We start from the raw sequence: 13,191 nt of genomic DNA, 5'->3' as shown, positions 1-13,191 counted from the left end.
GTAAATAGGTCCAAGGGATTATTCTTGAGGACTTATTTATGGCAGTACGGAAGTTACCCAACGGGAAGTGGGTCTGTGATTTTTACTCAGATGGCCGTGACAGTAAGCGGGTTAGGAAAACCTTTGTTACTCGCGGCGAGGCGTTGCGCTTTGAACGTGAGCAGTTAGCGCAACGTGGTGATCTGGATATTGACTACACACCGGCAGAGACTGCCGCGCAGAGGTTAAAAATATTGGTCGGTCAGTGGTATGAACTCCACGGGCGCTCTTTGAGTGACGGCAAAGCAAGATTAGATAAACTCAATATCCTGTGTGATAACTTGGGCGATCCTGCTGTTGTCGATTTTGACCGGGAAGTGTTCGCCAAATACCGCAAGCAGCGTTTAGCCGGTGAGTTTAGCCGTAAGCCAAAATACGGAATCGTTAAACCACCAAAAGAGGCAACGGTCAACCGCGAACATGCTTATCTGCGAGCTGTGTTTAATGAGTTGAAAAGGCTAGGGCATTGGAATCATGCTAATCCGCTGGATGGTGTCAGGTTATTTCGTGAAAGTGAAAACGAATTAACTTTTCTTTATGAGGACGATATTAAGCGTCTACTGCATGAGTGTGACAACTCCAGCAATAAAGATCTCGGTATCATTGTTCGTATCTGTCTGGCCACCGGTGCGCGCTGGAGTGAAGCGGAGCAACTAAGACAAGCTCAGGTGATGCCAAACAAAATTACTTATATCAACACCAAGAGTAAAAAGAACCGTACAGTCCCTATTTCTGCGGAACTGCATAAACTGATTCCAAAGATGAAAGGGCGCTTATTCGCCAATGCCTATGATGCATTTGGCCAAGCTATCGACCGGGCTAAACTGGTGTTACCTACCGGCCAGTTAACCCACGTTCTACGCCATACTTTCGCCAGTCATTTTATGATGAACGGCGGCAACATATTAGTACTGCAACAAATCCTCGGGCACTCCACTATCCAAATGACCATGCGCTACAGCCACTTTGCGCCGGATCATTTAGAAGCGGCAGTGAGTTTGAATCCATATGATCGCATTTCAAAGAGTTAATAATGTGAGAATATAATAAAGTAAGGATTAGCTATGTTTATAAAATCAATTGACATTGAAAATTTCAAAGGTTATCAAGGAACGCATAATATAAATTTCAATACCCCTGATGGAGTTACGGAAGGTAGTGGGCTTAATATTTTTGTTGGAGAGAATAACTCAGGTAAGTCTACTGTTTTTGAAACTCTCGATTTTATAAAGGATAGTACAAAGAAAGATGCAGCATCGCTAATTAATAAATCTGACCCTTCTGTGATTTTTAATGATTTTTCTATTGAGGTTACTTACACAGGCAACATCTCAGCCACTGTTAACGCTCATGTGCAACCAAACAAAGTGAATTCTTTTGTGAACGGCATATATATTAATGATGGGTGTGAGTGTTTTAAAGTTAAACGGTCATGGAATGAAAAATTTCCAGATGAAATAAAGAAAATCAATTTTTGGGATGATTCTAATCAGAGCTATTCTAATCCAACGGGGATAGATGCACCATTCAAAAAATTTTACGATAATAATTTCATATGGGCTGACACGAATCCTAGTGATGAGTCTAAGTTCGGCGCATCAACGATCTGCGGTTCTCTCTTAAAAGAAATAGCAGTTGGGCATACGAGTACACCAGAATATCAAGCGTTCCAAAGTAGCTATCATGGTCTTTTTAATAATCCAGCATCGGATTTAAGAAATAAAATAGCACAGATAGAAACCATGGTTCAGAATGTATTCTCATCCCAGTTTGGGGGGGCTAACATATCATTTTCATTTGAAGAGTTACAAATAGAGAATTTTTTCAAAACGGCTAGTATTGTTATTGATGATGGTGTTTCTGTTCCTATGAGTGAAAAGGGGCATGGGATGCAGAGAGCTGTGGCTTTATCTTTGCTGCAAGTTTATGCTGACTTAACATCTAATGCTGCAAATGCCCCAGTCTCCAAACCCTTTTATTTATTTATAGATGAGCCTGAAATATGCCTGCATCCTACAGGGCAGAAAAAACTCTTGGATGCACTGATGGTTATATCAAAAACCAAACAGGTTTTCGTTACCACACACTCTCCATTTATGCTTTCTTCTCCAAACCTAAAAAATACGGGACTTTTCATTTTTAAAAAGGTAAATAATAGAAATACCATTTCAGTAGCCACTACATCGCCTATGTTTCCATGGAGTCCGTCTTGGGGGGAGATTAGCTATAGAGCATATGATCTACCTACTATTGACTTACATAATGAGCTTTATGGACATTTACAAGAGAAAAATGGCTTGACCAATATTTCTTTTGTTGACCAGTGGCTAAATACTCAAGGCATTGCATCTAATAAGCAATGGACGAAGGAAAGAAACGGGGCCCCACTTTTACCACTACCTACAACGTTACAGTCGTTCATTCGAAACCATATACACCATCCTGAAAATGTAACAATGCAAGCCAACCGATATACCGAAGCAGAGCTAAAGCAATCCATTGATGAAATGGTCAATCTCATCTGAGTTAGCAATTAGCTATTAAACAAGATTATATCAAAGAACGGCCCTCTTGCAGGGCTGTTCTGAGTTGTTACCCTTCCGTGCTAGTTGCAGTTTCATGAGTGAGTGAATAACCAGTTTCTCGATGATTGTCACACAGTGATGTAAGTAGCGCCCATTCATAGTATTGAGACAACAGTGAGGTCTGATTATATGCTGAATAGCAAAGGCGTCAGATTAAGAACAAGTTAGTACATTTGATTTTTTCTTAGCATTAAACTCAGTTTGGATTACTGTGACTACCACCCCCGCAACAACCCAAACTAACCCGCTATCGTGTTTGGTAACTTACTGATTTAACGTAAGTGATTGATTTGCAGATTGTCCTAAGAGTTTTTAAAATCCCTCGGCTTATGGCTGTGCGGGTTCAAGTCCCGCCCCGGGCACCATGGAAACAAATCTAAGTAAAACAAAGCAGTATGAGTATGTCGTTAACCGCCGTGAGGCGGTTTTTTTGTGCCTGAAATCACGTTTCACCATTGCTTCACCATATCATTTCGCCACATCCTGCCCACCCACTACGGGAACAACATTTACTTTTCTGTCGTACCGTGCAGTTTGAGATGCATTTTTGTGTCCTGAAATAGCTTGTTTATCATATAAAGAACCGGTTAGATCCGAGATGCCCTTAGCTTTCAAATCATGGAACGTAAAATTGAACTCTAGCTCTGGATATTTTATGGCTGCCGTTTTTTTTGCTTTCATCCAGTGAGCATTAAAGCTATCGCGAGTGAAGCGTGAACCTGATTGCTGATGCAATAGATAGATACTCATTACGCCAACATTCAAGGTAAGGGTGCCAACTAGGCGAATCACTTCACGTAATCGGGGGGGCCAAGCTTTAATTTGTGCAACTCCGGTTTTGCTTTGCTGTATTAGAATACCATTTTCCAGCAGTTGGCCCTTTTTCATATCCAGAATGTCCGCTTGCCGAGATCAACATAAATAAGCCAGTTCCATTGCTACTTTGACTACTGGGGGAGCAACGTCATAAAGCGCTATATATTCTTCATCCGTTATATAGCGGGTTCTAGCTTTTTCTTTGAATTGCTTCACTCCTTGACATGGATTTAATTTTACTTTTCCTCGCTCGTAACCCCAACGAAAAACCCTCGACATAAAAGACTTTTCTCTATTTGCCTGGACTCTACTTTTTACTCCACGCTTATCCATATACTTCCGAATATGCTCTGGTTTTATGTTGTCTGGCATCATTTTTCCGAAAACAGCAATTATTTTTGATGAATACTTCCGGTAGTCCTTTTGTGTTTCGGCAGCAAGTTCGCAGAAATCACCAGACAACAGAAATTCATTAATCAAACCAGTGAATGTAGAATCCTCTTTCTGGCTGATCATGGGCCTTTCAAAAGCAACCCATACATCAGCCTGACTAGATTCAAACCCACATAACCGGATCGTCCGGCCATCTATAGTCCTAAATTCATATGCTGATTTGCCTTTTCTAACCCGAGGTGGCATCCAGTTGTCTGCTGGTTTTTTGCGTGGACGTGACATTAAATAGCCCCATAATTAGGTTGATCGTCGGGTGCGTTCTGAATGAGATTACGGGAAGAATATGGATTTTCTACATGCATCCATGTGGTACTGGGCCTGCCATCTTTACGTTCGATGATAAAAATGCCATTTTCACGCAAGTATTCACATTGCTTTTTAGGCTAAACAAAGCCAGTGATCTCTTCCAATTCGGCGCGAGTCAATAATTTACCGCTAACTTCGCTCATGGGGTCTACTCCACACATTTAGGCACTTCAGGTGCAGGAGGAACTAATGGTACGGTTCCAAATAATGGTTTTGCTGCAATTTACTTAATTTATAACCCAGTAACATCAGTGTCTGCATTATTTGCTACAAATGCAACCTCTTCTACTGTAACGGAAATTTGCCCTGTAGCTATACATCATCTGTATTAGTAAGTATTTGGCGCGTGTCTGGCGGGTTATTTGTGGTTGGTTATCAGGATGGTAGAAAGTTCGTTGGAAATGAGGTTAATATATTGACCACATCAACAGGTCAATCAACACCGACACAGTTATCATGTATCTCTGCTGCGCCACTTAATTCTAAGTCAATTGGCGCTAACGTAAGCGTTAATGGTGGCCCGTCTGGTGCAGTATATAACCTTGCGACATCTCTATACGCTGGTCCTAATGGGATTGGGTGACAGGCTGCAAATATCACATCGACCAACTATGTAACATACTTAGAGATTATTACCCCTGTTTCGGGAGTTACCTATTATTCGTATGGATATGGTTCCGCATCAACAAATTCATTAGTAATTTCCATTGTTAGCTACACTTTCTAAATTAGGAATATATATGATTAATGTTGAATTTATTAATGAAGATAGAAAAAAGATATCTTCATATTTTGGAAGCCCTCAACCAGAGGATGAAAATCGTTTCTTTGGGGTTGTTAGTTCGTCAGATAAGAGTTGGCATGATTTTTACTCAACCTTTCAGCAGGAAGTTCAAAATCTATTACCATCCCCTGAATAATCAATAATATACAACCATGCTTATGTAATCAGTTGTGGGATAATTAATAAAATCTCTATATAATCTTTCATCTTCGTAGATAGTAGTAGAATTATGACTGCCATAACTCTTTGAAATGGATGGTTTAATGTTATCTGGCATAGAAAGAAAAGACAAAGTTACAGCTAGATCTTACCGAAGTGATATCGATGGGCTCCGCGCTATCGCTGTGATTTCGGTAATGCTCTATCATTTCTCAATAGGCCATTTTTCTGGTGGCTTTGTTGGCGTTGATATATTCTTCGTTATCAGTGGTTATTTAATAACCGGCGGGATAATGAAACAAGGGGAGGCTGGCAGGTTCAGCTTTTCTGATTTCTACATAAGAAGGGCTAGACGTCTTTTCCCTGCATTGCTTGTAACGATAATCCTTAGTTATGCCGCAGCTTTCTGGCTGTTCTCTCCGATTGATTTCGCTAAGATGTCAGGGTCAACCATTTTTGCACTGGGTGGGATATCTAATATATTCTTCTGGATGGAGGCTGATTATTTCGACTCTGCATCTATAGTAAAACCACTTCTGCACACTTGGTCACTGAGTGTAGAGCTACAGTTTTATTTGATATGGCCTGCAATATTAATTTTATTGATTAAGTTTGGTAGAAGAATAACAGCAGCTGGAGTTGTATCAGTAACCATTGCTGGGTTGATTTCTTCAATATTTGCATTGAAATATGACCCAACTGGTGCATTTTATTTAACGCAATATCGTTTCTATGAATTTGCAGTAGGTGGTCTGGCATTCTTGGTTGGTCGGTCTAAATTTATGCGGTCTAAATACTATATGCCCAACATGATTTTTGTTGTGGGTATCGCATTGGTATTTTACTCAATATTTTCATACTCAACAGAAACTGCCTTCCCTGGCTTAAATGCGTTGCCGCCCGTTATTGGTGCTGCACTGATTATTCTTTCAGGCGAGCAAGCGATAGGAGCCAAGATACTGTCTCTTCGTCCAGTTAGTTATATTGGGGAAATTAGTTATTCGCTATACCTAATTCACTGGCCGTTAGTTGTATTTGTTCAATATATCTTTGTTAATGAGGTTTCCAGTATAGAGCGCTATGGATTGGTCGCTGCGACGTTCGCTCTTTCTGTGGTCATGCACCGCTTCATAGAAAAGCCATTTAGAAACCCTAAAAAATTCAATATCTCGGGCTCTGCTTTCTCGTTGGCATGCTCATGCATAGCAATAGTGATGATGATCACCGCCTCAAGCAGTTGGGCTAGCAAGGGATGGGTATGGCGTTTACCAGAGAAAATCCAGAAAATTAACGACATTGATCTACCTTCTCTACAGAGGTACGTAGGAAAGACACAAAGAGAATTAACTAATAAGCATGATTTCAGGAATAACGGGAAAGAAAAAATTCTAATTGTTGGTGATTCTCAATCAGCTGACATCATGAACATAATGAATGAGGCTGGGATTATCGATAAATACGATATTATTGCTATATCAATAAATACTAGATGTAGAAGTCCTTATGTTAATAAATCAGAAAGACAGAAGTTCTGGACGGCTGAAAATCCTGCAGTTATGAATGCGCCTAGTCTTATTCCTGAGTGTGAAAGGCAGATGAATTCATTTATGGATAAAAAAATACTTAGTAAAGCAGATAAAATTTTCATTTCAATGAAGTGGGCTAGTCAATCCATTCCTAAAATGAAAGGTACTATTGCTGCAATATCAGAGATTTCAACAGCTAAAATATACTTATTTGGTAATAAGAACCTAAGCAAGAGCAGTATTGAACTTGTTAATCTATTTGGGCGTATTGATGGTATTAATAAATACGCATCAAAATTTAGAGATATTGATTCAGATAAAGTAAATGAAAATATAGAAAAAGTACCAGGAACAACCTTCGTGGATATGATTAAATTAACCTGTCCTGAAGCAAACTCATGTAATGTTTTGACTAAAGATTTAAAGCCTATTTTTTTTGATACTGTACATCTTACGAGAGAAGGGGCTATTTATTTTGGAGTAAACTTCTTGAAAATATTATCCGACTCGGACAATTATAATAAATTAAGTGAGTAGCGGTAATATCGTGATTTAACTGCTCCATGTACTATCATGTCAGACATTGGTGTGTCATCAAACGCACATCCTAAGAGTTGACAAATAGTAGTAACCTTGACGTTCAGAACTTAAGTATCGGCGATTTTGTGGACATGTATCGATATCAAAGCTGATGTGTTTGGCGATAGTTTGTGTATATGATAGCTGGGCATGGATGCCTATTGGGTTAAAGTATAAATGCCTGGTCGGCTCTTCACACCAGTTTCATACCACAGCCACACCAGCCAAATCCTACAAACAAAAAACCAACCCTAACGGATTGGTTTTTTTGAGGATATTTGGTCGGCATGAAAGGATTTGAACCTTCGACCTCGACACCCCATGACGGTGATTCGCAATAAAAATATTATTTACACGTTACTTTTAATCCCTTGTGTTTTCTTCGCCATATTCTTCGATCTGATTTCCTAAATTGTTGATCTGTTACATATAATTAAATGCGTAGTTTGGCGAAAAAATCAGTTAACTTTATGAAAGAAAAAGATATTACCGGCGTTTTAAAATCCCTCGGCTTATGGCTGTGCGGGTTCAAGTCCCGCCCCGGGCACCATGGAAACAAATCTAAGTAAAACAAAGCAGTATAAGTATGTCGTTAACCGCCGTGAGGCGGTTTTTTTGTGTCTGAAATCACATTTCACCCTATCCTGCCACCCATTACGGGTACAACATCCACTTTACTACCCTCACCAAAAGCATAGCCTCGACTTTCCTATCATATCTTGCTGTTTGCGTAATATTTTTATGCCTCGATATCGTCTGCTTCTCTCCCAGTGTTCCTTCCCAGTCAAAAATTCCCTTAAATATTCTTGCCGAATACAAGACACACGGTTGCAGATTCATATTTATCACTAACGGGCTTGTCCAGTATCTAGCTTTGCAGGAATGTTTCTATTGGCACTGTTCTGGGTTACTGCAAAGATAAAACGGATACGCCTTACCGTGACCCCGCACAGGATGGAGTGAATCATCGTTGCATTAAATCGGCCTGTTCGCTGCAGACGAAAGCGGATCAGAGCATACAAGGGATAAGAACATGACATAGAAAATAAAAGCACTGTATGCTGAATTGATGCGGGCCATTCAAGGACATATAGATTCGATTCCCATAGAATAAATGCCTAACACTGCCGGGGGATTATACAATGCCACTGATATACCATTATTGCCGTCCCGAGACGTTCCTACAGATTATAGAGCGAAAAAAGTTATGGCTTTCTGCAACAAACAATATGAATGACTTCGCAGAGGACAAATGGGTTGAGAGCGCTCTTCAGCGAGCGTTAAATAAAATGATAAATGATACAAATTTAGAATGGTGCAAAGAGATATGGTCAGCTCATACGGTAGGTGGCCCGCCCAAATATGTTGCTTGTTTCTCAACTGATAATGATTCATTGAGCCAATGGCGCGCCTACGCACAAGATGGTGAGGGAGTAGCAATTGGATTTGATGAGGAGCGTTTAGGGTTAAACGCGGGTAGTACATTGCATGGAAAAAAAAGAATCAAATTGAATGAAATAGAATATCTGGATACACATGAGTTAGAACGGGAAATAAGTCATTTATTGCAGCAAGGCTATGAAAGGCGTCATGAGGGGGAAAGTTACCAAGATCGCCTCAATGATGAGCTTAACGAATTGGGATTGCGTGTTAAAAACCCAGCGTTTGAAGAAGAAAAAGAAAAAAGAATAATTTATTGGCCGTCATCATCACTGAGTGTAGACATTCCCAATATTGACAAGCCAGATCAGCTTAGTGATGTAAAATATCGGGTCACCTCTGGTTATTTGACATCCTATTATGAGTTTGATTTCTCAAATCTAGAGGTTATTTCCGATGTGATGTTGGGGCCTAAAAATAAATTTACAGAATATGATGTTTTCCGCTTTCTTGATATCAATGGTTTACCCTTTGTAAAACCGGGGCGTTCCAGCGCGACTTATCGTTAGTGGGCGAAAAATTATCAGTTATTAAGAAAGTCGTACTATCTTTCTGCAAGACAGATGATTTTGTGCTAAATGAAGCCTCACCTCACTGTGGGGCTTTTATTTTTTGGCACCTGTATATCCAACCCAGCATGCTGGCCACTATGTTAGGGCGCGATTAGCAATCGTATTTTTATTTTCTGAAGTCTGGTGAGTATTTTTAACTCATCACATCGCTAAATTTTTACTCATACGTTAATAATTATAATCATGATGAGTATTTGACGCGATTCACCTTTTGCCCAATAACAACGTACCGGAATCTAATTTTGCCTATCGTTATGTAGCTGCAGAAGTAGGAAGAGATTATAACGGTTTATGTTGGGGGGATACTAAAACAATGGTGTTTTTTCATAAATCACCGCAAAATATAACATTAGCCGGGTGCTGACGAAAAGTTGTTTTTTATTTAATTCGGCAACCGCCTACACGGTCGCCTTTAATTAGATAGTGATCATGTCTAGTTATTGTAGTAGGGGGTAATTCCGATAAATTTAATGTTAAGAAAGATGAGTGTTGCGTATATAATAATCGTTCACATAAGATGATAACCTTTCTATTAAGCCATTGTCCTCTACAAAAATATCCTCATAAATACGATCACTTATTTTATTAACTATCTCTGACACAACTTCATTTTTTTCTTCTGAGTTTTTCTCAAAGAGTGTGTTTATTTCACTTTCCCCGTTGATATATGTTTTTATACATTGCTTTATCGAGGGTTGTGCACATGCAGTATCAAGTTTTAAATTCCCATCATTAATATATTTATGAGCACCATTGAAAATAGCATCCTTATCTTGACTAGATGTTTTTATATTTAATTTTGTAAAGTTTTTGTCTATTTGTTTGTTGATTATTGCTGATAGATAGGTTGTTCTCTCCCCTTTTTTCCACGTTGCAAAGTCATCACCTTTATTAATGCTCCTGACTTCTCTCATAAACCTATCATATAGATTTGTATAATCTAAGTTGATATTTTTTCCTTGATATGAAATACATGCTTTTTCATTTATCATCCATTTTATGTTGGGATTGAACTGGGGGTGAGGTCGATTGCGAAAATGTATGGATAAATTTTTTGTGCCAAATTGACTCTCTTTAGCGGAAGATTCTATTAGTGGAATGTCAAAAATAAATTTTTTATCTAAAATAGTATAGTTACATAATTCACCTTTTTGTTCAATACACAACAAATCGCTACTATCATCACCTTTTATATGTAACTTTCCTGTTGTTGAACTATCAATGTGATTACTACAAAATCTTTCTTTATATATAGGTGAGGCTAACTCTTTTAATTTAAAGAATATGCCTTCTACATCGTTGCTTGTAAGGTTAGTTGCGGGGTGAAATAATTCATAAAGACATTTTAATGCCTCATTTTGACCTGTTTCAAAAAAATAGCCCTTTATTTTTTCCCATAAACTCATCTGCGGGATAGAGTTTTTAGTCATCAATTCGTGTATTTTTTTATTATTAATATTGGTAGTTAAAAAAGAATTTCCAACGGTAAAATTCATAAATGATACCTCTTAAAAGTAAGGGGAATAAATTATAAAAGTGCCAAAGAAATTAACACTCAGTCTTTTACCTGATTTTGACGGCTTGTAGTCAGATCACCGTATGTTCTAGCAATGATGGCTGTGCTATTGCCACTAAATCATGATGTTAAACTCTAGCTGATACAATCTGTTGGTTTGAGTTATCAGAGTCTGTTTCTGAGAAAGTGTAAAATACAAAACCAGACTTAACTGTCTTATCTATTCTTACGAGACGTATGGATTCACTAAGGAATTCATAAGAATGTAATGTGCTTTTTTCCGCTTGAGTCGATCAATTAAAGGTACGAGTCGTCTGAAGTGTTCACTTGAGCAGTGAGCGTCAAGGGCCGAATGGTTCGGCCATTCCTCTATAAAAATGAAATGTCCTGAATCCTTTTCATCAATATATAAATCATAAGCAATACAGAGAGGCTCTTTCTTTGTTGCTACTATCAATTCCCGGTATAGTGGAATAACAATCTCAACACACTCTGGTTTTATGAAAAATAGGACAAGCCTGTATTGGCAATCTGTTGGCTATCATGCCAACTGTGCCGAGCGGGCGATATGCTGTCGGGCATGGGCGATACCGGTGTCGCGGCCATAGGGTCTAATATCTATCCCTTCGGCATAGATAAAATCGATATCACTCATCCCCATTAATCCCAGAATGGATCGTAGATATGGGGTCACCACATCGGTTGGTTGTCCGTCATGCACGCCGCCCCGTGTGCTAATCACCACAGCTCGAATACCTTCTACCAATCCTTGGGGGTAGGTTTCGGTGTAGCGGAAGGTTTTTCTTGCTCGAACCACCAGATCAAACCATTTTTTCAAATCTGTCGGAACGTTAAGGTTGTACATTGGCGCGCCGATGATTAGCAAATTATTTGCTTTTAATTCGTCGATCAACGTATCCGATAACGCAACACCCCGCTGAATTGCTGGCTGCGAATCATCCGTACCGCGCAGGGCGGCAAAGGCACAATGGGTGCCAAAAAGATCCGCGTAGTGATTGATGAACTGTTGGCTCAACTCCCTGAGCAGATTGTTTATGTTCTACCCAGCAGTGATAACTAGGGTAATTCTTGCCAGGCAATATAATCCCAGTTTAAAGAAAACTGAATTGCCATAGCTAATCGATACGTTTCGCACTGTTTCTGCTTAGCAATAGCGTCAGATTCTCGCTCATAACAACAGCAGCCTTCCCTGAAAAATCGAGTTTACATGACTGTTAGATTGAATAGTGACTAGTCTACATTGCAACATTCATCATGTTCTTGAGCCTAAATTTGATATTATGCGGTAGATTATTGAAACCGGCGTTAGGCAGTATCGTAAGCAGAGGGCGAGCTAAAATTGGGTTATCAAAGATACCCATATTATCTCGTTTTCTTTCTGTTAAGCAGCACTGCAAATTTCGCCACTTAACGTGGTATAGTTCAATATTTACGGAAGAATTAATTTGGCCAACACATCCATTCGCCTTAACAAATACATTAGTGAGAGCGGTATTTGCTCTCGCCGTGATGCTGATCGCTATATTGAACAGGGAAATGTTTTCATTGATGGTAAGCGGGCTGTGATTGGCGATCAGGTATATGCTGGGAGTGTGGTAAAAGTTAATGGTCAGCTTATCGATGTGCGCGATGAAGATGACTTAGTTTTGATCGCTCTAAATAAACCGGTTGGTATCGTCAGCACCACGGAAGACACTGAACACAATAATATTGTTGATTTCGTTAATCACAGTAAACGAGTTTTTCCTATCGGACGACTGGATAAAGATTCTCAGGGGCTTATTTTCCTAACGAATCAAGGTGATTTAGTTAACAAGATCTTGCGCGCAGGGAATGATCACGAAAAAGAATATGTGGTGACTGTCAATAAACCGGTGACTGAAGAGTTTATTCGTGGTTTAGGGGCTGGTGTACCTATGCTCGGAACGGTAACCAAAAAATGCAAAGTGAAGAAAGAAGCACCTTTTGTTTTCCGCATCACGTTAGTACAAGGACTTAATCGCCAAATCCGCCGCATGTGTCAGCATTTTGGCTATGAGGTCACTAAGCTTGAACGTACCCGGATCATGAACATCAACCTGAAAGGGTTACCACTGGGCGAGTGGCGAGACTTGAACGATGATGAACTTATCGGCTTATTTAAGTTGATTGAAAACTCATCGTCCGAAGAAAAAACAGTGAAAAAAACACGTCCTAAGCCACAAACACCTAAAAGCGTAGGCAGCAACGGACCAAAAAAAACTGAAAAACCTGACGGTAATTCAGCTTCACGTAAACGTTTTACCCAGCCTGGACGTAAGAAGAAAGGGCGCTAACCTCTCATGGTTTTCATCAGCCGGCGAATTTAACTAAGTCTATCTGATACGTTTTTCGCGGGCTGTCTTTTATCTGATTC

9 protein-coding genes and 2 pseudogenes are annotated in these 13,191 nt (G+C 39.5%); 6 read left to right on the top strand and 5 right to left on the bottom strand.

The genetic code is table 11. The annotated features are described in order from the left end of the window. The first annotated feature begins 38 nt into the window (after window positions 1-38). Together ACIOG0_RS12850 and ACIOG0_RS12845 are read left to right on the top strand one after the other, a co-directional pair. The gene (locus tag ACIOG0_RS12850) at window positions 39-1,070 is read left to right on the top strand and encodes a tyrosine-type recombinase/integrase (protein ID WP_338657657.1); all 1,032 of its coding nucleotides are present in this window, start codon (window positions 39-41) and stop codon (window positions 1,068-1,070) included. Window positions 1,071-1,103: 33 nt separating this feature from the next. Continuing rightward, window positions 1,104-2,564 (top strand): ATP-dependent endonuclease, encoded by a 1,461-nt coding sequence (locus tag ACIOG0_RS12845; RefSeq protein ID WP_050124295.1) that lies wholly within the window; start codon window positions 1,104-1,106, stop codon window positions 2,562-2,564. A 528-nt stretch (window positions 2,565-3,092) separates the two neighbouring features. On the opposite strand, the pseudogene ACIOG0_RS12840 reads toward ACIOG0_RS12845, so the two are convergent. After that, window positions 3,093-4,115: pseudogene (locus ACIOG0_RS12840) on the bottom strand (tyrosine-type recombinase/integrase). After that, window positions 4,115-4,255, bottom strand: a complete 141-nt coding sequence (locus ACIOG0_RS12835; RefSeq protein ID WP_404704846.1) for a hypothetical protein — start codon at window positions 4,253-4,255, stop codon at window positions 4,115-4,117. The pseudogene ACIOG0_RS12840 and the gene ACIOG0_RS12835 overlap by 1 nt, the downstream one beginning before the upstream one ends. A gap of 684 nt (window positions 4,256-4,939) precedes the next feature. Between ACIOG0_RS12835 and ACIOG0_RS12830 the strand changes: the two genes are divergently transcribed. From ACIOG0_RS12830 to ACIOG0_RS12820, 3 genes are all read left to right on the top strand, one after another. Further along, window positions 4,940-5,119 carry a hypothetical protein gene (locus tag ACIOG0_RS12830; protein WP_128451017.1) on the top strand — a complete coding sequence of 60 codons (180 nt, stop codon included), beginning with the start codon at window positions 4,940-4,942 and terminating at the stop codon, window positions 5,117-5,119. Between the two features lie 127 nt (window positions 5,120-5,246). Next, window positions 5,247-7,205 (top strand): acyltransferase family protein, encoded by a 1,959-nt coding sequence (locus ACIOG0_RS12825; protein WP_164908317.1) that lies wholly within the window; start codon window positions 5,247-5,249, stop codon window positions 7,203-7,205. 1,271 nt (window positions 7,206-8,476) lie between these two features. Further along, on the top strand, window positions 8,477-9,196 hold the full coding sequence (locus ACIOG0_RS12820; protein ID WP_050098291.1) for a DUF2971 domain-containing protein: 720 nt from the start codon (window positions 8,477-8,479) through the stop codon (window positions 9,194-9,196). Window positions 9,197-9,732: 536 nt separating this feature from the next. On the opposite strand, the gene ACIOG0_RS12815 is transcribed toward ACIOG0_RS12820, so the two are convergent. The 3 genes and pseudogenes from ACIOG0_RS12815 to ACIOG0_RS12805 form a co-directional block, all read right to left on the bottom strand. Then, window positions 9,733-10,755: a hypothetical protein gene (locus ACIOG0_RS12815; protein WP_404704845.1), complete on the bottom strand. Its 1,023-nt coding sequence runs from the start codon at window positions 10,753-10,755 to the stop codon at window positions 9,733-9,735. A 246-nt stretch (window positions 10,756-11,001) separates the two neighbouring features. Further along, entirely contained in the window at window positions 11,002-11,277 is a 276-nt protein-coding gene (locus tag ACIOG0_RS12810; protein ID WP_050296310.1) for a putative quinol monooxygenase, read from the bottom strand. Window positions 11,278-11,316: 39 nt separating this feature from the next. Beyond that, window positions 11,317-11,760 (bottom strand): annotated as a pseudogene (locus tag ACIOG0_RS12805) (NAD(P)H-dependent oxidoreductase); the annotation flags it as partial. Between the two features lie 481 nt (window positions 11,761-12,241). Here ACIOG0_RS12805 and rluF point away from each other — a divergent pair. Next, window positions 12,242-13,111, top strand: coding sequence for a 23S rRNA pseudouridine(2604) synthase RluF (gene rluF, locus ACIOG0_RS12800; protein WP_050098288.1), 870 nt, complete (start codon window positions 12,242-12,244; stop codon window positions 13,109-13,111). Window positions 13,112-13,191 lie beyond the last annotated feature (80 nt).

This window comes from Yersinia vastinensis, assembly GCF_044905075.1.
Classification (GTDB): domain Bacteria; phylum Pseudomonadota; class Gammaproteobacteria; order Enterobacterales; family Enterobacteriaceae; genus Yersinia; species Yersinia vastinensis.
The sequence above is the reverse complement of the archived record's forward strand: the minus strand, read 5'-3'. Positions and strand labels throughout refer to the sequence as shown.

Excerpts from the sequence above, each read along its gene's own strand:
- ACIOG0_RS12850 (WP_338657657.1), top strand. The coding sequence starts at position 39 with ATGGCAGTACGGAAGTTACCCAACGGGAAGTGGGTCTGTGATTTTTAC.
- ACIOG0_RS12845 (WP_050124295.1), top strand. The coding sequence starts at position 1,104 with ATGTTTATAAAATCAATTGACATTGAAAATTTCAAAGGTTATCAAGGA.
- ACIOG0_RS12830 (WP_128451017.1), top strand. The coding sequence starts at position 4,940 with ATGATTAATGTTGAATTTATTAATGAAGATAGAAAAAAGATATCTTCA.
- ACIOG0_RS12825 (WP_164908317.1), top strand. The coding sequence starts at position 5,247 with ATGTTATCTGGCATAGAAAGAAAAGACAAAGTTACAGCTAGATCTTAC.
- ACIOG0_RS12820 (WP_050098291.1), top strand. The coding sequence starts at position 8,477 with ATGAATGACTTCGCAGAGGACAAATGGGTTGAGAGCGCTCTTCAGCGA.
- ACIOG0_RS12815 (WP_404704845.1), bottom strand. The coding sequence starts at position 10,755 with ATGAATTTTACCGTTGGAAATTCTTTTTTAACTACCAATATTAATAAT.